This window comes from Rhizobium mulingense, from assembly GCF_029194105.1.
GTDB classification, from domain to species: domain Bacteria; phylum Pseudomonadota; class Alphaproteobacteria; order Rhizobiales; family Rhizobiaceae; genus Rhizobium; species Rhizobium mulingense.
Genome location: NZ_JARFVE010000002.1, coordinates 73968 through 95404, shown reverse-complemented (window position 1 = coordinate 95404; position 21437 = coordinate 73968). Strand labels below are relative to the sequence as shown.

The window sequence follows — 21437 nt, the reverse complement described above, 5'->3', positions numbered from 1 at the left end:
TCTCGCGCTTCCTTCATACATAACTGCCAATCTTGTATACAAAAAGGTTGACGTCGTGTACGAAGAATGGCAATGTACATACTACAGACGAAGCCCTGCGTTGGGAAGCAGTGTCCAAAGGCCACACAGCACCATTAGAAGACAGGAGAATGGCATGCCCGAGGCGTCTTTCTTCACCGACATGCTGCAAAGCATTACGGATCACGGACGCCAGCTGCTGTTTTCCGGCTCTCGCAATACGCAGGCCGCCGCCAAAGCCGATCTCGAGACCCTCTGTGAAATGCTGCTGTCGAGCCGGGGTGAAGCCTCCGGCATGGCCCTTGCAGCCGAGATCCTCGATCGCTGGGGCGCGCTCGAGAGCGAGGGTGCGCAGAAATTCTTCCATATGCTTCAGCAAAAGTTCGGCCCCGACACCGCCAGGCTTGATCAGGCGATTGAAGATTACCGCACGGACAAAAGCTCAGCCGCGGTCATCGCGCTCCACCAGGCAGCAGAGCCGCGGCGGCAGGAGTTGCTGCGCCGATTGAATCACGCGCCGAACGGCACTGCCACGCTCGTCCGCATGCGTCAGCAGCTGCTTGCTTCCAAGGACCGATCCGAAGCCTATCACGCGCTTGATGCCGACTTCACGCATCTGTTCGGTTCCTGGTTCAATCGCGGCTTTCTGACGCTGCGGCCGATCGACTGGACGACGCCGGCCTATATTCTCGAAAAGATCATCCGATACGAGGCCGTGCACGAAATTGCCGGCTGGGAGGAGTTGCGCCGTCGTCTGGCGCCGGCCGACCGTCGATGCTTTGCCTTTTTTCACCCGCGACTGGCGGATGAGCCGCTGGTCTTCGTCGAGGTGGCGCTCACCCGATCCGTGCCGAAGGCGATCGCCGATGTGCTTGACGAGGGGAGGGAGCAGATCCATGCCGACGAGGCGACGACGGCCGTCTTCTATTCGATCTCCAACTGCCAGGATGGCTTGCGCGGCATCTCCTTCGGCAATTTCCTGATCAAGCAGGTCGTCGAAGATCTGCGCAAGGACCTGCCGGGCCTGAAGAGTTTCGTGACGCTGTCGCCCGTCCCGGGCTTTGCCCGCTGGCTTGCCAAGGTGCGTGCGGCGACCGGCGATCGGTCCCTATCCGGAGCGGCGCTGGAAACGCTGACCCTGCTCGACGATCCGAACTGGCCGGGCCGCGAGAGCAGCGCGGCCGAAGTGGAACGTGTGTTGCTGCCGCTGGCGGCCCGCTACTTCCTGACTGAACGCACGCCGGAGGGCCGCCCCGTCGATCCCGTCGCCCGCTTCCATCTCGGCAACGGCGCCCGGCTCGAAAGGGTGAATTTTCTCGGCGACCGCTCGCCCAAGGCGCTCCAGCAGGCGTACGGTCTGATGGTCAACTATCTCTACAAGCTTGATGACATCGTCGCCAACCACGAGGCCTTAGCGCAGCGTGGTGAAGTGATTGCCTCGCCCGCCGTCAAAAGTCTGCTCAGCCAGAGCGACGAAGGCCGCCGCGGCGGCAATGGCCAGCAAGGCTCTCGAGCCTTCACGCAACTGATGAATTCCACGCTTGGAGGAGGGCGAAAGTGAGCAACCATCTTTTCGACGCCATGCGGGCCGCCGCACCCGATAACGCACCATTCATCCGGATCGATAGCACCCGAACATGGACCTATGAGGAGGCCTTCGCCCTTTCCGGCCGCATTGCCGGCGCGATGGACACGCTCGGCATCCGCCCCGGCGACCGGATTGCGGTGCAGGTGGACAAAAGCGCCGAGGCATTGATCCTCTATCTCGCCTGTCTTCAAAGCGGGGCGGTCTACCTGCCGCTCAACACCGCCTATACGCTGGCCGAGCTCGATTACTTCATCGGCGACGCCGAGCCGCGTCTGGTGGTGGTTGCCTCGGCCGCTCGCCAAGGCGTCGAGACGATCGCCAAGCGTCACGGCGCGATCGTCGAAACGCTCGACGCCGACGGCAGCGGCTCGCTGCTCGATCTGGCGCGCGACGAGCCGGCCGACTTCGTCGATGCGTCGCGCGCTGCCGATGATCTGGCCGCGATCCTCTACACCTCGGGAACGACGGGACGCTCCAAGGGGGCGATGCTCACGCATGGGAACCTGCTCTCGAACGCCCTGACCTTGCGGGATTACTGGCGCGTCACATCGGACGACCGGCTGATCCATGCCCTGCCGATCTTCCATACGCATGGGCTGTTCGTCGCCACCAACGTCACGCTGCTCGCCGGCGCCTCGATGTTCCTGCTGTCGAAATTCGACGCCGACGAGGTCATTTCACTGATGCCACAGGCAACAATGCTGATGGGCGTGCCGACCTTCTATGTGCGCCTCCTGCAAAGCCCGCGTTTCGGCAAAGAGGCGGCAGCCAACATCCGCCTCTTTATATCAGGCTCGGCGCCGCTGCTTGCAGAAACCCATAGCGAGTTCCAGGCCCGGACCGGTCACGCGATTCTCGAGCGTTACGGCATGACCGAAACCAATATGAACACCTCCAACCCCTATGACGGCAAGCGCATCGCCGGCACGGTCGGCTTACCGCTGCCTGGTGTGACGGTGCGCGTTACCGATCCCGCCACGGGACAAGTGCTGCCGCCGGAGGAGACCGGCATGATCGAGATCAAGGGGCCGAACGTCTTCAAGGGCTATTGGCGCATGCCGGAAAAAACCGCGGCCGAATTCACCGCCGACGGGTTCTTCATCAGCGGCGACCTCGGCAAGATCGACAGCGACGGCTATGTGCATATCGTCGGCCGCGGCAAGGATCTGGTGATCTCCGGTGGCTACAACATCTATCCGAAAGAGGTCGAAAGCGAGATCGACCGGATCGAAGGCGTTGTCGAGAGCGCCGTGATCGGCGTGCCGCATCCGGATTTCGGAGAAGGCGTCACGGCAGTCGTCGTGCGCAAGCCTGGCGTCGTGCTTGATGAAAAGAGCATTGTCAGCGCCCTGCAGGATCGTCTTGCGCGCTACAAACAACCCAAACGCATCATCTTCGCCGAGGACCTGCCGCGCAACACGATGGGCAAGGTTCAGAAGAACATCCTGCGGCAGCAATACGCCGATCTCTACACCCGGGCGTAAGACGGCCGCCCTCTGGGAGGAGGGCGCGTCGGCATCCGCATCAATCCTGCAAACAGCAAACCACGGCGCTGGAGGCGTCGGAGGGAGGGGAATCATGGGTATTGAAATACTGGCCATAGGCATGCTCGTCGCCATGTTCGTCGTTGCGACGATCCAGCCGATCAACATGGGCGCGCTCGCCTTTGCCGGCGCCTTCGTGCTCGGCTCCATGACCATCGGCATGAAAACCACCGATATTTTCGCCGGCTTTCCGAGCGACTTGTTCCTGACGCTGGTCGCTGTCACCTACCTCTTCGCCATCGCGCAGATCAACGGCACCATCGACTGGCTGGTCGAATGCGCCGTCCGGCTGGTGCGCGGACGCATCGGCCTGATCCCATGGGTGATGTTCCTCGTCGCCGCCGTGATTACCGGTTTCGGCGCTCTGGGGCCGGCTGCGGTCGCCATTCTCGCGCCGGTCGCGCTGAGCTTTGCCATCCAGTATCGAATTCACCCCGTCATGATGGGGCTGATGGTGATCCACGGCGCACAAGCGGGCGGCTTTTCGCCGATCAGCATCTATGGCGGCATCACCAACCAGATCGTTGCCAAGGCCGGTCTGCCTTTCGCGCCGACATCGCTGTTTCTCTCCAGCTTTTTCTTCAATCTGGCGATTGCGGTGCTGGTCTTCTTCGCGTTCGGCGGCGCAAAGGTCATGAAGCAAGTGCCTGCGGCATCCCTTGGCCCCTTGCCCGAACTGCATCCCGAGGGCGTGTCGGCGTCGATCAGAGGTCACGGCGGCACGCCGGCAAAACCGATCCGGGAACATGCCTATGGCACGGCGGCCGATACTGCTGCGACGCTGCGTCTGAACAATGAAAGAATTATCACGCTGATCGGACTGATCGCGCTCGGCATCGGCGCGCTCGTTTTCAAGTTCAATGTCGGCCTTGTCGCCATGACCGTCGCCGTCGCGCTGGCGCTGTTGTCCCCGAAGACCCAGAAGGCGGCAATCGACAAGGTCAGCTGGTCGACCGTGCTTTTGATTGCCGGCATCATCACCTATGTCGGCGTGATGGAGAAGGCCGGTACGGTGGACTACGTCGCAAACGGCATATCCAGCCTCGGCATGCCGCTGCTGGTGGCGCTCCTGCTTTGCTTTACCGGCGCCATCGTCTCGGCCTTTGCATCCTCGACCGCGCTGCTCGGCGCCATCATCCCGCTGGCCGTCCCGTTCCTTATGCAGGGACATGTCAGTGCCATCGGCGTGGTCGCCGCCATCGCGATTTCGACGACGATCGTCGATACCAGCCCATTCTCCACCAATGGTGCGCTTGTGGTCGCCAATGCGCCGGATGAAAGGCGCGAGCAGGTCCTCAAGCAGTTGCTGGTCTACAGCGCCCTGATTGCCATCATCGGCCCGATCGTTGCCTGGCTGGTGTTCGTCGTGCCGGGGCTGGTTTGACGGCGTCCGCCGCGGTCCTTCGCTCGCGGCGGCCCGGGCACGCACGTTGAGGGGAAGGTATTCCGAGTTACACGGCCCCCGATTCGGAGGCGCCGGCCGGAAATATAGTGCCGGAGAAGCTATAACATGCTTGGGTTGTAGTATTTCACGTTCAGTGCGGAGCGTCTGATATTGCGCATGCGAATTCCGTTGCAATTGCGAAGACAACACTGTTCTATATTTTGAAGACGCTTTCATTCGCAGCTGTTGAAAATCGATCATGATTCAATCGACTGACGACTCGTCTCTTCTGACGGATATGATCTATGGAAGTCTCTTCGGCGAGTGCAGCTGGCAGGATTTTCTGGATCGCCTTGCGCAGACATCGCCGGGCGGCAAAGCGGCGCTTCACTATCATGATCTGACCGGTCCGTTGCCCATGTTCCCTTCATGTCGGGCTTTTCGCAATCCGAGGTCGACCAGTTCATGAGCCACTTTGCCTCGGTCAATCCCTGGCTTCCGAGACTGGATCTCGTGCCCGTCGGCCAAGGCCTGTGCGGTGACGAGATCGTTCCGCGCGAGGAACTGATCAGATCGGAGTTTTTACAATGACTGGCTGAAGCGGCAGACCGGATGCGAGACGAGCATCGGCGTCTCGATCATACGCGAGGAAAATCGCACCTTCATCCTGTCGACCGCCACCTCCTCGACCGACCCCGATCTCAACAGGGAAGCGGCCAAGCTCTACACGCAGCTCGCGCCGCATCTAAAGAGGACCTTCGACTTCATTCGCAAGCGCGATCTCTTCGCGCCGCACGAGCAGGCAACGCAGGCCCTGTTCGACAGCATCGGCGTCGGATTGATCTATGTCTCGGAGCAGCGGAAGGCCCGCCGCTGGAACAAGAGCGCAGAGGCGCTGTTGGCCGCCGACGTGCCTGTGCAGATCGCCGCCGACGGAACCCTCGCGCTTCAATGCGAGAAGTCAGATGCGGTGCTTGAATTCCTGACTTCCAGAAACGGCGTGCAGACCCAGCCGCACACGGCAATCGTCAAGGGTGTAAACCAGGATAATTATCGCATCACCCTCGTCCGATTGCATTCCGATGCATTTACCGAGTTTCTCGAGGGGCCGACCGTGGCGGTGATCGTGGAACCGATCGTCGCGACGCCTCTCAATGAGCGGCGGAACTTGCTAATGCAGCTATATAAGCTGACGGCCACCGAAATCCGGATCGCGTCGAGCATTGCATCGGGGCAATCGCCCCGAGAGGTGGCGATGACCGACGATATCAGCTACGAGACGGTCAGAACCCATCTCAGAAACATCTATTCGAAGCTCGGGGTGAATTCCCGCGTCGGCCTGGTGTCGCTGCTGATGCGGTGAATTCTAGGGGTGCAAGTCCGGCGTGATCTGGCCCCCGGTCGCTCAACTCAATATTCCGAACCGCTTGTGTTTTTCAGGTCGTGACGCTCAGTTCCCTTGAGTGGCGGATTGAAGACGCTGACCAGGATGAGGTCCTCGTCCTTGCCGCCCCGCAAATAGTGCCGATCATGTTTGTCGAGAACATAGATATCGCCGACGCGGATGGGGAAAACATTGCCGTCCATGTCCTCGACCTCGCCTTCTCCCCTGATGCAGTAGCAGGCTTCCAGATGGTTGCGGTACTGCAGCAGGGCTTGCGTGTTGGCGCGAACGACAGTGTGGCAGACCGTGAACCCCATGCCGTCATCCCTCGTCAGCAGACGGTGGCTTGTGCCATTGCCCCAGTCGACGAAACGCTCGGTCTGCTCCACGTCTTTCAGGCTTCTCACAAACATGTTCTTCTCCTCGAAAATGGCGGAGATGGCTCGATCTCCATGATCCATTAGGCCCTGAAATCCATGCTTGCTTCAAATGATCTAAATTGAGAAAACTGTTAGAATAATTTACATGTTTTTAGCGCTTGATCTCTGCGTGAGGCGGATCGACCCAGGGCTATCATGTGAGGAACTCGAACATATGCAGCTGCCGCCGCTGAACGCATTGAGGGCCTTCGAAGCGACCGCCCGGCTGATGAGCCTGTCAAAAGCCGGAGACGAGCTGCATGTGACCCACGCCGCGATCAGTCACCAGATCAAGCATCTGGAAACGTGGCTGGGACGCAAGCTGCTGCAGAAATCCGGGCGCGGCGTTGCGCTGACGTCAGCAGGCACCGAATATTATCTTGCCGTCTCCGGCTCATTGGCAGCCATCGCCCACGCAACCGGCAACATGCGCAGAGACCACAATATGCGCTCGATCACCGTCGGCTGCATTCCTTCGATCGCGTCGCGCTGGCTGGTTCCCGCGCTGCCGTCGTTCCGGGAGAGCGATCCCGATCTCGATGTCAGGATCGTTTACGCCAGAGCGGAAGAACGCCTCGATCACGAAAGCCTGGATGTTCTCATCACCATGGGGGAAGACCTGTCGGGAGGCCGGGAGAGCCGTCTGCTTTTCTCCCGGCGCAACCAGCCGGTGGCGAGCGTCCATTATCTGGCAAAGCGGAATTGGACGATCGAGAAAGTTCCCTTTGCCACGGCCGACCTGCTGCATGACGAATCCGTGGAGGGCTGGAAAGAATGGTTCCGCAAGGCCGGGATAAATCCACCCGAGCCGATCCGTGGACCGATATTTCAGGACTTCAATATTCTGGCCACGGCAGTGATTGCCGGGCATGGGATCGCTCTATGTCCTGTCGAGGTGTTTCGCCGTGAGATCGAGCGCGGCGACCTTGTCGTGCTTTCGGACATCTCGACGGCAGAGACCCAGGGATATTATCTGATCACTAGCGCCTGGGCGAAGAAACCGGTCCGTCGCTTTGCCGAGTGGTTTGTTGAGGAGTGTAGATCCAGCGCTCCTCCGATCATTGAATAGGCGAGCGACCGCCGGCAACCTGACCAGAGCTGGAATGTCACGAAACTTTCATATTGAAGCCATTGCGAAAATCGAAAAATAATCTACAGTTTTAGTCAGGAAACCAGATTTCCTGAAGCAAACGAAAGGATACTGATTGGTCACATTTTTCACGAATGTCTTTCTCATTGCCTATTTCGCTCTGATTTGCGCCCTGATCGCTGCGATTGGCCAGCGCAGATCGAAAAGCTCCGGCAATGGCGGGGGAGGCTGGTTCGACGCCTCAGACGACGGCGGCTGTGACGGCGGCGGCGACGGTGGTGGAGGAGACTAGATCAAACTGAAATCGATAGAATGCCCGACCGCCTCAAGGCGGTTTTTTGTTGCCTGCGTTCCAGGCCGTACCTTGCTGGCAGCGAGCCCTCCTTCCCCCTCCATGAGCATCGAGACGAAGAGCCTGCGCCGCAGGCAAGCGATCTTGGCGTGCCACAAACGCAAATGGCCGCCTTCGGGTGAAGACGGCCATTGCATGTATTTGCGATCGTGGCGCCTTAGGCGCGCGCCGGCAGCAGGGGGTAGCCGACCATGACGGCGCGGCCGAGCAGGGCTGCGACGAAAGCCTTGATGACGTCGCCCGGGATGAACGCCATCGAGCCGACGAAGGCTTTGGTGAAGCCGAGGCCGGCGACGGTCGCGAGATAGGCGATGCCGAAGGCGTAGAGCACGACGATGCCGCCGGCCATGGCGGCGAGGAAGAAGCTGACCGTCTGCACCAGGCCGGATTGCCCGTGGTTGACCAGGCGCTCGCTGAGATATCCCGTGACGAAGGCACCGAAGATCCAGCCGACGAGGAAGCCGGCCGTCGGCGAGGCGAAGATGGCAAGGCCGCCGCGGCCGCCGGAAAGCACCGGCAGGCCGATGGCGACGAGCAGCAGCACGATCAGCACGGAAATCGCGCCGCGCCGGGCGCCGAGCACGACACCGGCCATCATGACGCCGAGCGATTGGGCGGTGATCGGCACCGGAATGAAGCCGAGCGAGATCGGCGGCAGCAGGCCGAGCGCCACGATGATCGCGGCAAAGAGGGCGGTAAGGACGAGGTCGCGAGTGCTCATCATGGATTCCTGTTTATCAATCGTTAACTCACATGCCGCCGAATGCCGCGCGCGTCAATCGCCGCGGCGATATTATCCGCATCTCGGAGCGTCAGGATGATCAGCGGCGCAAGCAGGCTCGTCGGCCGGACCTTCAGCCCACGTGCCCTGTGCGCCTCGCGGATCGCTTGATAACGCTCGACAATCTCCGGCACGAAGCGCAGCACCAGCCCAAGCGCCAGGCCGATATCGTCGGCCTGCACGAGGCCGGTGCGCTCGAGCGGGCGGGCAAGCGCCGTCACCTCGTCGATGAACTCCGTGATCGAAGTCGTCGCCGTCACGGTGGCGGCCAGCAGCATCAGCGCCGTAAGCCGCAACAATGGCACGAGCGCCTGCTGCCACGGATTGAAGATCAGGTTGAACAGCGCCACGACGGCGATCGTCAGGAAGACCGGCCGCAGCCGCCTGAGCGCCTCGCCGAGGGGCAGGCCGACCATGCGATAGACGACCGCCGTCATCAGCGCGGCGATCGAAAGCAGAACGAGGTTGTCGGTGATGAACAGCACGATGCCGAAGGTCGTCAGCGACAGGAGTTTCAGCCGCGGTGAAAGCCGGTGCATCACGCTGCTGCCTTCGACATAGAGCGACTGCATCAGGCGGCGATCTCCCTGTAGCGGGCGATCGACTCGCTCGCCGGCGCGTCGGCGGCAAGCCGCCCCTCATGAAACAAGAGCACCCGCTCGAACCCGGCGATCAATTCGAGATCATGGGTGATGACGATGGCGCTTTCCGGCAGCCCGGCGATGATGCTCTCGACCAGCGCCCGGTTTTTGAGGTCGAGCTGGTTGGTCGGCTCATCGAGGATGAGGATGCCCGGCCCCGTCGCCAGCACCGAGCAGAGCGCCGCCACCTGCAACTCGCCGCCGGAAAGCTCGTGCGCCCGGCGATCGGCGAGTGCCTCGGCGCCGAAGCGGGCGAGCACCCCCTCGACCTTGGCCTCGATCTCCGCCTTGCTGAAGCCGCGCCGCTTCAGCCCGAAGGCAATGTCGTCCCTGACGATCGGCAGGATGATCTGGTTCTGCGGCGACTGGAAGATGAAGCCGACATCGGCCGCCGCCGCCTTCTCATCGGCCGTGTCGCGGCCGTTGACGGTGACGCGGCCGACCGTCGGCTTGGTCAGCCCGTTGATCAGCCTAGCGAACGTGGTCTTGCCCGAGCCGTTGAGCCCGATGACGCCGATGCGTTTGCCGCTGATGCCGAGCGTCAGCGGTTCCAGCGCTACCCGCGTTCCGAAACTGACCCCGGCGCCTTCGAATTGTATGTCCAAATCAGTCCCTCGTATCCTGTCCGTTTACGATCAGGATCAATGTCGTGCGGGAAGCGTCACGGCACGAGATTGCCGACACCAGCCCCTCATCCGGCTGCCGCCACCTTCTCCCCGCTTGCGGGGCTCCGAAGGGACATGCCGCGACCTCTCCTTTCCCACTCGCTCTCGCAGGGCAGGTCCACTCGCCCCGCAGGCGGGGAGAGGGTTAGGGTGAGGGGCAGCCACTGGCGCCAACCGGACAGCAATGCTTCTATACGGGGACATCGGCTTGATGAAGAGCAAATCGCGATATCGGGTGGCTAGGAAGATTTTCCGCGATATGATGGCCGCATGACGAATCTGCTTTCCAATTCCGACGCCCGCCGGGTCTTTCTCGCCAAGCAGGGCCTCAGCGCTCCGCCGAACCGCGCCCTGACCAAGCAGGGCCTGCTGCAGCTCATCCATGATCTCGGCTTCGTCCAGGTGGACAGCATCCAGACGGTAGAGCGAGCGCATCATCAGATCCTGTTTTCCCGCAACCAGACCTACAGGCGCGAACATCTGAAGGCACTGCTCGAGAAGGAACGAGCGCTGTTTGAGCACTGGACACACGATGCCTCCATTCTGCCCAGCGCCTTCTTCGTCTATTGGAAGCACAAGTTCCGCCATCAGGAAAAGGTCTTGGTCGAGCGCTGGCGCAAATGGCGCGGCGAGGGTTTCGAGGCGGCCTTCGAGGAGACCTATGAGCGTGTCCTTCGCGACGGCGCGATGCTGGCGCGCGACGTCAAGGCCGATGGCCACGTGTCCGGCGGCTGGTGGAACTGGCATCCCAACAAGACGGCGCTCGAATATTTCTGGCACACCGGCAAATTGGCCATCGCCGGCCGCTCGAACTTCCAGAAGATCTATGATCTGACGGAGCGGGTCATTCCGGCGGAATTCCGCGAGCCGGAGGTCAACCGCGAAGACTTCGTCGACTGGGCCTGCCGTAGCGCGCTCACCCGCCTCGGTTTTGCCACGCATGGGGAGATCGCCGCCTTCTGGAACCTCGTTTCGCCTGACGAGGCCAAGGCCTGGGTGTCAGCCCATCGCGACGAACTGACCGAAGTGCTGATCGAGCCGGCGACCGGCGACAGGGCGCGCGCCTCCTGGGCCTTTGCCGATTTCTTCTCGACGCTCGACAGCCATCCCGACGCACCGCCGCGCATCCGCGTGCTCAGCCCCTTCGACCCGATGATCCGCGACCGCAACCGCACCGAACGGCTGTTCGGCTTCTTCTACCGCATCGAGGTCTTCGTGCCGGAAGCCAAGCGCGAATATGGCTATTACGTCTTCCCGCTGCTCGAAGGCGACAGGCTGATCGGCCGCATCGACATGAAGGCGGACCGGAAGAAATCGACGCTCGATGTCAGGCGGCTCTGGCTGGAACCGGGCGTCAAGCCGTCGGCAGGAAGGCTGGAAAAGCTGGAAGCGGAACTGGAGCGGGTGGCGCGGTTTGCCGGCGTGGAGAAGGTGGTGTTGCTCGAGGGGTGGAGGGGGTAGCGAATTATCCGCTGACGTTCCGCGCCCTCCAGGGAGACCGTAATAAGTGCGGGCCGAATGTAACACCAGCAGCGGTGCCTCTCTGTAGGCCGACGGCGAGTTTGGCAACAACGTCAACCACGCTCTCCGTCATCCCAGGCCTTGAGCCTGGGATCCATGCCACGACTGCCGGTGGACGCGGTGTGGATGCTCGGCTCAAGGCCGAGCATGACGGAGAGCGGGGTGCACAGGAGGCACCCATTCACAGCGCAGATGCCCGTGTCAGCCGCCATCCGCTAGAACAGGATGATTTTAGGCCCGGTCGGCCTAAAATCTGAATCCCGTTCTAAATTAAAGAGTTAGAGCAGGATGTCGTCCGAAAACCGCCCACACTTTTTCGGCATAATACTCTGCCGAAATCAGACAGTCAGTCACGGCTTGAATTGATCACGGTAAGGAAGGAGAGACCTCAGCAAATCTCCGTCTTGCTGATCTTGATGCCAAAACCTTCCAGGCCGACATAGTGGCGCTCGCGGCTGGTGAGCAGCTTGATCGAGCTGACGCCGAGGTCTTTGAGGATCTGGGCGCCGAGGCCGATTTCCAGCCATTCGCTTTCGCGGCTCTGCGCCTCGGCATGGGCTTCGCGGCCCTGGTTGCGGGCCTTGCGCCCATTGTCGTAATGTCCGACGCCGACGGAGCCCTCGCGCAGATAGACGATGATGCCGCGTCCTTCGGCGGCAATCTTCTCCATGTAGAAATCGACCGGGCTGTTCTTGCCGAAGAGATCTTCCGCGACACTCTCCGGATGCAGGCGCACCGGGATGTCGACGCCGTCGCGGATGTCGCCGAAGACAACGGCGAGATGCTGCATCGGGTCCCAGGGCAGGGAATAGGTATGCGCCTTGGCCTTGCCGAAGCGCGTGTCGATGTCGAAGCTCGTGCCGTGCTCGACCAACGTTTCCTTGCGCTGGCGATAGGCGATGAGGTCGGCGACGGAGACGAGCTTCAGCCCGTGCTTTTCGGCGAATTCGACAACCTGCGGCCCGCGGGTGACGGTGCCGTCATCATTGACGAGTTCGGAGATGACGCCGATCGGCGGCAGGCCGGCAAGCTTGCAGAGATCGACGGCGGCTTCCGTATGGCCCGAGCGCATCAGCACGCCGCCTTCGCGCGAAACCAGCGGGAAGATATGGCCGGGCCGGACGAAATCGGCGGCCCCGACATTCGGATTGGCGAGGTTGCGCACCGTCAGCGTCCGGTCGTCGGCGGAAATGCCCGTCGTCGTGCCGTGCTTGAAATCGACCGAGACGGTGAAGGCGGTCGTATGGGCCGAGTCGTTTTCCGCCACCATGGCGTTGAGGTTGAGGCGTTTGGCCTCTTCCTTCGGCATCGGCGCACAGACAATCCCGGATGTGTGGCGCACGATGAAGGCCATCTTCTCCGGCGTGGTGTGGACGGCGGCGACGATCAGGTCGCCCTCGTTCTCCCGGTCATTGTCGTCCATGACGACGACGATTTCGCCGGCCTCGAAGGCCCTGATGGCGTCGACGACGCGTTTCTGATCGTAAGACATGGACGCTCCTATTTCAGACGGCCGGTCTGGCCGCGGTCGCGAAGATAATGATCTGCGACGGCGCAGGCGACCATCGCCTCGCCGATCGGCACGGCGCGGATGCCGACGCAGGGGTCGTGCCGGCCCTTGGTGCGGACATCGACATTCTTGCCGTCGGCATCGATCGACTGGCGTTCGGTCAGGATCGAGGAGGTCGGCTTGACGGCGAAACGCGCGACGACCGGCTGCCCGGTCGAGATCCCGCCGAGAATACCGCCGGCATTGTTGGAAAGAAAGATCGGCGTGCCGTCATTGCCCATGCGCATCTCGTCGGCATTGTCTTCGCCCGATGTTTCGGCGGCGGCAAAGCCGTTGCCGATCTCGACACCCTTGACGGCGTTGATCGACATCAGCAGCGAGGCGATATCCTGGTCGAGCTTGGCATAGATCGGCGCGCCAAGGCCGGCGGGCACGCCCTCCGCGATCACTTCGACGACTGCGCCGATCGAGGAGCCGGCCTTGCGGATGCCGTCCAGATATTCCTCCCAGACCGGCACGATCGCCGCGTCCGGCGAGAAGAACGGGTTCTGCCCGACCTGCTCCCAATCCCAGTTGCGGCGGTCGATCTTGTGTTTGCCGATCTGCACCAAGGCCCCGCGCACGGTCACACCGGGAACGACGAGGCGGGCAATGCCGCCGGCCGCAACCCTGGCTGCGGTCTCGCGTGCCGAGGAACGGCCGCCGCCGCGGTAGTCACGGATGCCATATTTGAGATCATAGGTATAATCGGCGTGGCCGGGGCGGTATTGCCGGGCGATCTCGCCATAATCCTTGGAACGCTGGTCGGTGTTTTCGATCAGCATCGAGATCGGCGTGCCTGTCGTCGTCATCGTCTCGCCGTCGGCATCCAGCATGACGCCTGACAACACCTTCACAAGGTCGTCCTCGCGCCGCTGCGTGACGAAACGGGATTGTCCGGGCTTGCGCTTGTCGAGCCAGACCTGGAGATCGGCGAGCTTGAAACGCAGGCCAGGAGGGCAGCCGTCGACGACGCAGCCGAGCGCCGGACCATGGCTTTCGCCCCAGGTGGTTACGCGGAAGAGGTGACCGAATGTATTGTGCGACATGTGTTCCCACGGGCGGCGCCAGGGCCGGTCGCCACCGGCCGCGCCATTGCTTGAAAAGGCGCGTCACTCATAGGCCAAAAAGCCGCCGAGGCAAAAGCCTTTCTTTGCGCGAAACCGGCAGCTGCGGAAATCCTGTTTCCGGGTTCGGGAAAGGGTAGCCGCCACGACGGCGGAGGCAGACGCCGCGGGAGGACGCCATGATTAACGCGGCATCTTGATTATATTTAAAATCCTATTCATCAATTGGGCGGGAAAAGCCATTCTTACGGGCAATTTTCGCCATATTCAGGAGCTTATCTGTGGCCAGTGTTCTCGTGCAGCGTTTCAAAAGGATTGTTGCCATGCGTTTCGTCGTCGCCACGCTTTTGGCCACAGCAAGTTTCCTGTCGCCGATGAGCGGCTTTGCCGAGAGCGCCGACGTCGAGGCGACGATCAAGAAGGTCGACACGGCCAATCTCGTGCTGACGCTTGACGATGGCAAGACCTATCAGGCGCCGGAGGAATTCAATTTCGACGGCCTCGAAGCCGGCGTCAAAGTGATCGTCTTCTACACCGAAGTCGACGGCAAGCGCGTCATCAACGATCTCGACATCGTCAAATAGGCAGGCCTAACCTCCTGGATTGACGTATAAATTTCCGGAATTATGTAGCAAATGCTACCAACGGCCGCGTTCGGCGCAAAGCCGTCATCAGCTACCACCGCACGACGTAGGTGCTGGGGTTAGGACGGCGGTCACATCCCCTGTGACTTGGGCAGTGGACTAGCACGTCACTCCTTGATGGCCATCAACGATTTGGTGAGACCGAAGAATTTTTCCTGCTCGATTGTGGCTTCAGGAAACAGAAACCGCATCTGTCTCTTCGTCAGGAGGAACGCGCACTGCGCCAGCGCGGAGGCTTCCCCGATGTCCGACGCTTTGGGGACGAACCCACGGCGGTTTCTAAGTAAAAGCGATTGCTTAATCGGATCTGGCAGGAGGTGGAAGAAGGGAAGCCTATAATGGGCCTCGATCGGGAACCAGTAGTTTGGGGTCTGCACGAAATATCTGGGCGCCAGTCTGCGCACTTCACCGGCCATCGCGGCCATGTCTCGCCAGAGGCCGACATGTTCTATCACCGAGTTCGAGTACACGATGTCGAACGATTTGTCTGCGAAGCTGTCTAAGCTCCTGGCGTCTCCTATGAAGGAGGAGACGATGTCGCCTTCCATAACCTCTTCCTGGGTGAGGTTTACCAGAGAGATCGTCACGCCTTTCGGGATCTTGTGCCCATATGTATTCCAATAGCTCGCGGTCCCGCCGATATCTAGAATGTTGCATGAGGGCCGTTGCGCCAAGACTCCCCCGACTATGTTTAGGAACCGATCGAGCCGCTTCGTCCGGAATGGATTACTAATTGATGTCGGGCTAAATTTACCCTCCGAAAGAAAACCTCGCGTCATATCTCATTACTCCCCCCCTAAGATATTCTACCTCAACTCATGCCCTCCTACGCTATACTAGCTCAACTCATTAACTATACTAGCTCAACGGGCAGACGACTGCAAGCGCAGCAATTGGCCGCGCCGTAGCGGCGAACTCGGTATGCCGCCCCGATTTCTATAGTCATTGGAGGTAGGGGTGGTGGGGTTTTAGAGCTTCTTTCAAGAACCAGTGGAATTGCGAGTCCGCTACGGCGACTGATCATATGAAGCACGCCTCGATCATAGTGCGCGCGGATTGGGATGAAGAGGCAGGCGTTTGGGTTGCCAGCAGCAATGATATCGAGGGGCTGGCCGTCGAGGCTGATACGCTGGAAGCACTCGAGCCGAAGGTTGTCGCAGCGATCACCGATCTTTTCGAATTGAACGGCTTCACCTCGAGCCCGCCGGAAATCCCCGTTCATATCAGCCGAACAGCGTTCGCATTCCTAATCCAACTTACTGAGCGCATGGCCGGCTATCTCCGCGAACTTAAGGAGTTGCCGTTGAAAGGTGGCTGCGAATACGTGCGACCGGGGAAGGGCGATCAAGAAATCTGGTAGAGCCCGATTTCCAACCGCCACTTCACCGTCGATCATGGCGTAAAATCTCGCCATACAGCCAATGAAACGCTGAAACAGGCCGGACTTCCGAAGGCATTCTGATCGAGACGTAGTAACGATGCCTACAGCCAGACGATCGTCCGCTCCTTGGTGTCGATCCTGACGATCTGGTCCTGCGGGATCCCGCCTTCCGCCGCGCTGCTTTTCGGCAGGTCGGCGACCATCTGGAAAAGCGTGCGGATGACGCCGCCATGGGTGACGCAGACGGTCGGGCGATCGACGGAGCGCAACCATGAGCCGGTGCGCCAGGAGAGGATCTCATAGCTTTCCGCGTCGTCGCCGGGTGGGATGAAATCCCATTTCGAGGCATTGCGTTCCGCCACCCGCTCGCGCTGCGTCGCCTTCAACTCCTTGAGCGTAGAGCCCTCCCAGTCGCCGAAGGAAATCTCCACCAGCCTCGGATCGGTGCGATAGGCAAGCGGCGGCAGCCCCATGGCGGCGCGCATGATTTCCATGGTCGCGCGCGTGCGCCCGAGCGGGCTGGCGACAAAATCGAATTCGCCCACCGTTTCGCCAAGAATTTCCGCCAGCGCAATGCCGTTCCGCCGGGCCTGTTCCAGGCCGATGGCGTTCATCGGAATGTCCTTCTGGCCCTGCAGGCGGCGCTCGGCGTTCCAGTCCGTCTGACCGTGTCTGATCACATAGATAAGCACGGTCCAGACTCCGGAGGCATTTAGTCCTTGACGACCGAAATATCCGGCGCGTCGACGGCCTTCATGCCGATGACATGATAACCGCTGTCGGCATGGTGCACTTCGCCGGTGACCGAGCGCGAAAGGTCGGACAGGAGATAGAGGCCGACATCGCCGACTTCCTCGATGGTGACGGTGCGCCGCAGCGGGGCGTTATATTCGTTCCACTTCAGAATATAGCGGAAATCGCCGATGCCGGAGGCGGCGAGCGTCTTGATCGGCCCGGCCGAGACGGCGTTGACGCGGATGTTCTGCGGCCCGAGGTCGACGGCGAGATATTTGACGCTGGCTTCGAGGGCGGCCTTGGCGACACCCATGACATTATAATTCGGCATCACCTTCTCGGCGCCGTAATAGGTCAGCGTCAGCATCGAGCCGCCTTCCGTCATCAGCTTCTCGGCGCGGCGTGCGACCGAGGTGAAGGAATAGACGGAGATCTGCATCGTCTTATTGAAATTGTCGGGCGAGGTGTCGATGTAGCGGCCGGTCAACTCGTCCTTGTCGGAAAAGCCGATCGCATGCACGAGAAAATCGATCTTGCCCCACAGTCTTTCGACATTCTCGAAAACCGCGTCGATGGTGGCTTCGTCGGCGACGTCGCAATGGCCGACGAGCGTCGCTTCGATTTCGGCGGCGAGCGGCTCGACACGCTTCTTCAGCGCATCGCCCTGATAGGTGAGCGCAACTTCTCCGCCCTGCGCATGAATGGCCTTGGCAATACCCCACGCAATCGAACGATTGTTGGCGACACCCATGATGACGCCGCGTTTGCCTGCCATGAGGCCGGATGCTTGAGCCATATTTCGCTCCCTAGGATTCTGATCGATCCTGCCTATGGCATAGGCCGTTAATCGGTTCAAGCTTGGCCTGGATCATCAACTGTTAGGGATCGTAACAAAGGGTGCGAATGTCGTAAAAATTTCACAAAAACAGGCCTTCGCGCATGCTGCGCATGAGATCGGTGATCTTGTCGTCGGGTTTTTCCCACAGAATAATGCGCAATTCGACGACGAGATCGCCTCTGCTGCCGTCTTCCCGCGGCAATCCCTGGCCGGAAATCCGGATCGTCTTGTCCGAGCCCGACCATGCGGGAACGGTGATATCAAGCGGCCCGGCCGGTCCATCGATGCGCGCCTCGGTGCCGAGCACGGCGTTTTCGATGCTGAGCGGCAGCACGGCGTGCAGGTCGAAACCGTCGACGGTGAAGCGCGGATCGGGGGCGATGCGGATATTGACGACGGCGTCGCCGCGCTGCATGCCCGGCAGCTTGAAGCCCTGTCCCTTCAGCCGGATCTCGTGACCATCCGTCGTGCCCGCCGGCAAGGCGAAGCCGATTTCGCGACCCTCCGGCAGCGACGCGGTGATCCAGCCGCTCTTCAGCACGTCGTCGATCGTCACCGTCGCCGTCGTCACCTCGTCAGGCGCCTTTTCGAGGCCCGCATCCTTGGCGCCGGTGAAACGGCGCACCAGCGATGTCAGAATGCTGAGCGGCAGCGGCAGGTTGACGCCTGCATTGTTTGACGCCTCGCCGGTTTCCTCCTCGGCTTCGGCGGCGTCGCCATCGGCCCGCTTGCCCGCTTCGGCCTGCGTCTGGCCTTGCATCTGCTGATTATGACTCTGCTGGTATTGGGTTTGCTGATTCTGGGCTTGCTGCGCGCGGCCGCCCGCCGCAGCGCGTGTCTGCGCCCCAAAAATGCGTTCGACCATCTCTTCGGCGCCTTCGGCAGCAGCGGCCTGCTGCCTGGAGCCTTCGGCCGCGGTCTTCTGGGCAGCCCGGGCGAGCTCTTCCATCACCCGCTCGGCGTTTGCCTGGGCCGCCTTGGCGCGGGCTGCAGCCTCACGCGCGGCCTGGCGCTGCTGCATGATCGTCTGTTCCTGCTTCTTGGCTTCCGCCATCCGCACGGCATTGTCGAACAGGCTGCGCTTGCGCGGATCTCTTAAGGTTTCATAGGCACGGCCGATCTCGGCGAACCGGGCGTTCGCCGTCGGATCATCCTGGTTGTGATCGGGATGCGCAGCCTTCGCCATGTTGCGCCAGGCTGCCTTGATCTCGTCCGCCGCCGCGTCGCGTTTGACGCCCAGAATTTTGTATGGATCGCGCATGTCAAAACCGCCGGTGTTGTGATGCGGGCGCCTGTCCTTGCCCGGCATCCCCGCCCAATATCAAAGTCCAATATCAACGCCGTGAGGCGCCACCGGCCGCAAAGGCAAGCAGAGCCACTCTCAACGCCGATCGTGCGGCCGAGTTGCTAATCACTTCTTATTTCTGTGGAGGGATTGGGAGTGTTTTGCCGGAAATGGTTAGCTCTTTGCTAAGCATTGGGTGGAAAGCCGGCGGCCGTTAACCTGTCGGCGCGCCGGATTAGCGTCAACTTTCCCGCCGGATCAGCTCTCCGGTTGGAAGCTCAGGAGCTGCCAGTTGCCGCCGCCGACAAGGCAGGTCTTGCCGTAGAATTTGGCGATGCCGACATACGAGTGCCGTGTCGTGCGGAACTGCCGGCAGACCTGGCCCGCCTCATTGTTTTCGACGATCGTATCGATAACGCCGGCGCTGCCGGTCGATGCATTCGCCCAGGGAAGCGGCTGGCCTTCGAGCTTGTTCACATCGGCCGAAGTCACGGCGTTGCGCACCGTCATCTCGTCAGACAGCGTGTCGGTGCTCGGCGGCGTCTGCGGCACCGTGCCTGTTGCCACCGACCGGTCGACCTTGGCTTCGCTAAAGAAATCCATGCCGCCGCCAACGCAACCGGAGAGCGACAGCATTGCGGCGCCGATGACCAGGAAGGCGCAGCTGCGTTGCCGCAGACCCTTTGTATGGCGATATGACTTTGCTATGACTTCCACCCTGCATCCTGTCCAGTTATGAAAAACTGGGCGAATTTTGAACAATCCGGGGCATTTGAACCAATATGTCGGCAAACGAGTTAACAAGCGGTGACTTTACCGAAAGTGGCGAGCCCTTCAAGCTCTTTGCCGAATGGCTGAAGGAGGCGGAGGCCTCCGAACCGAACGACCCGAATGCCGTGGCGCTGGCGACGGTCGACGAGGATGGTCTTCCCAATGTCCGCATGGTTCTCCTGAAGGGATTCGATGACGACGGTTTCGTCTTCTACACCAATTTCGAGAGCCGGAAAGGTCTCGAAATCTTGGGGCAGAGGAAAGCCGCCATGTGTTTCCACTGGAAAAGCCTGCGCCGCCAAGTGCGGCTGCGCGGCCCTGTCGAGATTGTGAGTGACGCCGAAGCCGACGCTTATTTCCAAACGCGGGCGCGCGGCAGCCGCATCGGCGCCTGGGCTTCCAAACAGTCCCGCCCGCTCGAGAGCCGATTCGCGCTGGAGAAGGCGGTGGCCGAATATACGGCGCGCTACGCCCTCGGCGAAATTCCACGCCCCGCCCACTGGTCGGGCTTTCGCATCCGGCCGACCTCGATCGAATTCTGGAAGGACCAGAAATTCCGTCTGCATGACCGTATCGAATTTCGCCGGCCGTCGCCGGAAGGCGCGTGGGAAAAGGTGCGGATGTATCCGTGACGGTTTACCTGCCCATCAGCTTCAGCGGTATGCCGGAAGCAAGGGCTGAGACGTAGCGTCGCTTCTGGTAGAAGCCGTTCAGCGACATGCGCGGCAAATAGGCGGTGCTGGCGGCTGCCGGCAGCCCGGGCTGCGTGGTGACGGCGACCGAAAAGCCGAGATCGCAGGCAATCCGCGCCTCACGGGCGGTGGCAGCCTGCGGCGTGCCGTAGGGATAGGCGATCGTATCGGGGCGGATGCCGGTCAGCCCCTCGACATAATCGGCCGAAACCTGCATCTCTATCCGCGCTTCGGCTGCTGGCAGGCGGGCAAGGGCGCGGTGGCTGATCGTGTGTGCCCCGAGTGCGGCGAGCGGATGTCTGGCAAGCCATTGCAGCTCACCCGGCTCCATGACCAGCTCACGCACGATATTCGCCGGCTCGAGGCCGTTTTCCCGCGCCAGGCTGTCGATGGCGGCGACGGCGCGTGCCTCGTCGGAACGGTGGATGTAAGCGGCAAAGCGGTCGAAGGCGTCCCATTGTTGCCGCGGGCTTTCGAGCGCCAGCCGCTCGCTGCCGCGGCCGAAATCGAACCGGATTTCGGTTGCTTGGCGCAGGAGAACAGCGAGCGTCTCCCACCAGATGCTGTGGGAGCCTTCGGCAAAACCCTGGCTGACGAAAACCGTGAACGGCGCCTGGTGCCGTTCGAACACCGGCAGCGCATGCTCCAAATTGTTGCGGTAACCGTCGTCGAGCGTGAAGGCCGCAAACGGCCTGCCGCCCTCCGGCTCCGCCAACAGCGCCGGCATCCGATCGAGCGGCACGAAACGATAGCCCTCCCGCGCCAGCCGCCTGAGCGCCGCGTCGAGAAAGTCAGGCGTGATTTCGAGATGCGCATTCGGCGCGAAAGGCTGGGTCACATGCGGGCGGACGTGATGCAGCGTGAAGACGACGCCGCGCCCGCGCGCCTGGCGCATCAACCCGGCCGCCGCGAGCAGCCAGGATGCCTCGAGCCCGGCGCCGATCGCCGCGCGTTTTGCCAGTTGCTTCAATTGTCCCCTCATGCGCCGCCCATTGCCTTTTGCGACAAACTAGCAACAGCGGCTTAAGCCTTGCTGAATCCCGATTTTCGCACAGCTTCTTTGGTTTTTTGTTAACCAAGGCGATGAA

20 protein-coding genes and 3 pseudogenes are annotated in these 21437 nt (G+C 61.2%); 11 read left to right on the top strand and 12 right to left on the bottom strand.

The window, feature by feature from the left end; translation table 11 throughout:
• Window positions 1-154: 154 nt before the first annotated feature.
• From PYR71_RS00640 to PYR71_RS30785, 4 genes and pseudogenes are all read left to right on the top strand, one after another.
• A complete protein-coding gene (locus PYR71_RS00640) occupies window positions 155-1579 on the top strand; it encodes a malonyl-CoA decarboxylase (RefSeq protein ID WP_275617855.1) in 1425 nt (474 codons plus the stop codon).
• Window positions 1576-3090 carry a malonate--CoA ligase gene (locus tag PYR71_RS00635; protein ID WP_275617854.1) on the top strand — a complete coding sequence of 505 codons (1515 nt, stop codon included), beginning with the start codon at window positions 1576-1578 and terminating at the stop codon, window positions 3088-3090. Before PYR71_RS00640 ends, PYR71_RS00635 begins: the two co-directional genes overlap by 4 nt.
• Window positions 3091-3184: 94 nt before the next feature.
• Entirely contained in the window at window positions 3185-4534 is a 1350-nt protein-coding gene (locus PYR71_RS00630) for an SLC13 family permease (RefSeq protein ID WP_275617853.1), read from the top strand.
• Between the two features lie 259 nt (window positions 4535-4793).
• A pseudogene (locus PYR71_RS30785) lies at window positions 4794-5897 on the top strand (helix-turn-helix transcriptional regulator).
• 47 nt (window positions 5898-5944) lie between these two features.
• Here PYR71_RS30785 and PYR71_RS00620 read toward each other — a convergent pair.
• The gene (locus PYR71_RS00620; protein ID WP_183918734.1) at window positions 5945-6331 is read right to left on the bottom strand and encodes an ectoine synthase; all 387 of its coding nucleotides are present in this window, start codon (window positions 6329-6331) and stop codon (window positions 5945-5947) included.
• A gap of 181 nt (window positions 6332-6512) precedes the next feature.
• On the opposite strand from PYR71_RS00620, the gene PYR71_RS00615 reads away from it, so the two are divergent.
• Complete coding sequence (locus tag PYR71_RS00615; protein WP_275617851.1) at window positions 6513-7406, top strand: LysR substrate-binding domain-containing protein; 894 nt, start codon at window positions 6513-6515, stop codon at window positions 7404-7406.
• Window positions 7407-7542: 136 nt separating this feature from the next.
• The gene (locus PYR71_RS00610; protein WP_275617850.1) at window positions 7543-7719 is read left to right on the top strand and encodes a hypothetical protein; all 177 of its coding nucleotides are present in this window, start codon (window positions 7543-7545) and stop codon (window positions 7717-7719) included.
• A gap of 217 nt (window positions 7720-7936) precedes the next feature.
• Here the strand turns inward: PYR71_RS00610 and PYR71_RS00605 are convergent, their stop codons facing one another.
• From PYR71_RS00605 to PYR71_RS00595, 3 genes are read right to left on the bottom strand one after another with little or no spacing between them, the layout of a single operon-like run.
• Window positions 7937-8500: a biotin transporter BioY gene (locus tag PYR71_RS00605; protein ID WP_183918736.1), complete on the bottom strand. Its 564-nt coding sequence runs from the start codon at window positions 8498-8500 to the stop codon at window positions 7937-7939.
• A 23-nt stretch (window positions 8501-8523) separates the two neighbouring features.
• Window positions 8524-9132 (bottom strand): energy-coupling factor transporter transmembrane component T family protein, encoded by a 609-nt coding sequence (locus tag PYR71_RS00600; protein ID WP_183918737.1) that lies wholly within the window; start codon window positions 9130-9132, stop codon window positions 8524-8526.
• The gene (locus PYR71_RS00595; protein ID WP_275617849.1) at window positions 9132-9806 is read right to left on the bottom strand and encodes an energy-coupling factor ABC transporter ATP-binding protein; all 675 of its coding nucleotides are present in this window, start codon (window positions 9804-9806) and stop codon (window positions 9132-9134) included. The genes PYR71_RS00600 and PYR71_RS00595 overlap by 1 nt, the downstream gene beginning before the upstream one ends.
• Window positions 9807-10136: 330 nt before the next feature.
• On the opposite strand from PYR71_RS00595, the gene PYR71_RS00590 reads away from it, so the two are divergent.
• Window positions 10137-11327 carry a winged helix-turn-helix domain-containing protein gene (locus PYR71_RS00590; protein WP_183918739.1) on the top strand — a complete coding sequence of 397 codons (1191 nt, stop codon included), beginning with the start codon at window positions 10137-10139 and terminating at the stop codon, window positions 11325-11327.
• Between the two features lie 448 nt (window positions 11328-11775).
• Here PYR71_RS00590 and ribB read toward each other — a convergent pair whose 3' ends face one another.
• A complete protein-coding gene (gene ribB, locus PYR71_RS00585) occupies window positions 11776-12879 on the bottom strand; it encodes a 3,4-dihydroxy-2-butanone-4-phosphate synthase (protein ID WP_275617848.1) in 1104 nt (367 codons plus the stop codon).
• An 8-nt stretch (window positions 12880-12887) separates the two neighbouring features.
• Window positions 12888-13985, bottom strand: coding sequence for a chorismate synthase (gene aroC, locus PYR71_RS00580; RefSeq protein ID WP_275617847.1), 1098 nt, complete (start codon window positions 13983-13985; stop codon window positions 12888-12890).
• 341 nt (window positions 13986-14326) lie between these two features.
• Here aroC and PYR71_RS00575 point away from each other — a divergent pair, with 341 nt between their 5' ends.
• Window positions 14327-14587, top strand: coding sequence for a DUF1344 domain-containing protein (locus PYR71_RS00575; RefSeq protein WP_003569889.1), 261 nt, complete (start codon window positions 14327-14329; stop codon window positions 14585-14587).
• 167 nt (window positions 14588-14754) lie between these two features.
• On the opposite strand, the gene PYR71_RS00570 is transcribed toward PYR71_RS00575, so the two are convergent.
• On the bottom strand, window positions 14755-15234 hold the full coding sequence (locus tag PYR71_RS00570; protein ID WP_323115716.1) for a class I SAM-dependent methyltransferase: 480 nt from the start codon (window positions 15232-15234) through the stop codon (window positions 14755-14757).
• A 437-nt stretch (window positions 15235-15671) separates the two neighbouring features.
• On the opposite strand from PYR71_RS00570, the pseudogene PYR71_RS30780 reads away from it, so the two are divergent.
• Both PYR71_RS30780 and PYR71_RS00560 read left to right on the top strand, forming a co-directional pair.
• Window positions 15672-15910, top strand: a pseudogene (locus PYR71_RS30780) (DUF1902 domain-containing protein).
• A 4-nt stretch (window positions 15911-15914) separates the two neighbouring features.
• Window positions 15915-16109: pseudogene (locus PYR71_RS00560) on the top strand (type II toxin-antitoxin system HicA family toxin).
• A gap of 20 nt (window positions 16110-16129) precedes the next feature.
• On the opposite strand, the gene PYR71_RS00555 reads toward PYR71_RS00560, so the two are convergent.
• The 4 genes from PYR71_RS00555 to PYR71_RS00540 form a co-directional block, all read right to left on the bottom strand.
• The gene (locus PYR71_RS00555; protein WP_183918742.1) at window positions 16130-16720 is read right to left on the bottom strand and encodes a histidine phosphatase family protein; all 591 of its coding nucleotides are present in this window, start codon (window positions 16718-16720) and stop codon (window positions 16130-16132) included.
• A gap of 20 nt (window positions 16721-16740) precedes the next feature.
• A complete protein-coding gene (gene fabI / locus PYR71_RS00550; RefSeq protein ID WP_085777195.1) occupies window positions 16741-17559 on the bottom strand; it encodes an enoyl-ACP reductase FabI in 819 nt (272 codons plus the stop codon).
• Window positions 17560-17680: 121 nt separating this feature from the next.
• Window positions 17681-18862 carry a DnaJ C-terminal domain-containing protein gene (locus PYR71_RS00545; protein ID WP_275617845.1) on the bottom strand — a complete coding sequence of 394 codons (1182 nt, stop codon included), beginning with the start codon at window positions 18860-18862 and terminating at the stop codon, window positions 17681-17683.
• Between the two features lie 282 nt (window positions 18863-19144).
• On the bottom strand, window positions 19145-19603 hold the full coding sequence (locus PYR71_RS00540) for an RT0821/Lpp0805 family surface protein (protein WP_275617844.1): 459 nt from the start codon (window positions 19601-19603) through the stop codon (window positions 19145-19147).
• A 65-nt stretch (window positions 19604-19668) separates the two neighbouring features.
• On the opposite strand from PYR71_RS00540, the gene pdxH reads away from it, so the two are divergent.
• On the top strand, window positions 19669-20289 hold the full coding sequence (pdxH, locus tag PYR71_RS00535) for a pyridoxamine 5'-phosphate oxidase (protein WP_183918745.1): 621 nt from the start codon (window positions 19669-19671) through the stop codon (window positions 20287-20289).
• 4 nt (window positions 20290-20293) lie between these two features.
• On the opposite strand, the gene PYR71_RS00530 is transcribed toward pdxH, so the two are convergent.
• Complete coding sequence (locus tag PYR71_RS00530; protein ID WP_275617843.1) at window positions 20294-21331, bottom strand: polysaccharide deacetylase family protein; 1038 nt, start codon at window positions 21329-21331, stop codon at window positions 20294-20296.
• Window positions 21332-21437: the final 106 nt, after the last annotated feature.

Bases quoted from the DNA above. Each gene is read 5' to 3' on its own strand.
- aroC (WP_275617847.1), bottom strand. From the start codon at position 13,985: ATGTCGCACAATACATTCGGTCACCTCTTCCGCGTAACCACCTGGGGC.
- PYR71_RS00620 (WP_183918734.1), bottom strand. From the start codon at position 6,331: ATGTTTGTGAGAAGCCTGAAAGACGTGGAGCAGACCGAGCGTTTCGTC.
- PYR71_RS00640 (WP_275617855.1), top strand. From the start codon at position 155: ATGCCCGAGGCGTCTTTCTTCACCGACATGCTGCAAAGCATTACGGAT.
- pdxH (WP_183918745.1), top strand. From the start codon at position 19,669: ATGTCGGCAAACGAGTTAACAAGCGGTGACTTTACCGAAAGTGGCGAG.
- fabI (WP_085777195.1), bottom strand. From the start codon at position 17,559: ATGGCTCAAGCATCCGGCCTCATGGCAGGCAAACGCGGCGTCATCATG.
- PYR71_RS00590 (WP_183918739.1), top strand. From the start codon at position 10,137: ATGACGAATCTGCTTTCCAATTCCGACGCCCGCCGGGTCTTTCTCGCC.
- PYR71_RS00630 (WP_275617853.1), top strand. From the start codon at position 3,185: ATGGGTATTGAAATACTGGCCATAGGCATGCTCGTCGCCATGTTCGTC.
- PYR71_RS00530 (WP_275617843.1), bottom strand. From the start codon at position 21,331: ATGAGGGGACAATTGAAGCAACTGGCAAAACGCGCGGCGATCGGCGCC.
- PYR71_RS00615 (WP_275617851.1), top strand. From the start codon at position 6,513: ATGCAGCTGCCGCCGCTGAACGCATTGAGGGCCTTCGAAGCGACCGCC.
- PYR71_RS00605 (WP_183918736.1), bottom strand. From the start codon at position 8,500: ATGAGCACTCGCGACCTCGTCCTTACCGCCCTCTTTGCCGCGATCATC.
- ribB (WP_275617848.1), bottom strand. From the start codon at position 12,879: ATGTCTTACGATCAGAAACGCGTCGTCGACGCCATCAGGGCCTTCGAG.
- PYR71_RS00600 (WP_183918737.1), bottom strand. From the start codon at position 9,132: ATGCAGTCGCTCTATGTCGAAGGCAGCAGCGTGATGCACCGGCTTTCA.
- PYR71_RS00575 (WP_003569889.1), top strand. From the start codon at position 14,327: ATGCGTTTCGTCGTCGCCACGCTTTTGGCCACAGCAAGTTTCCTGTCG.
- PYR71_RS00545 (WP_275617845.1), bottom strand. From the start codon at position 18,862: ATGCGCGATCCATACAAAATTCTGGGCGTCAAACGCGACGCGGCGGCG.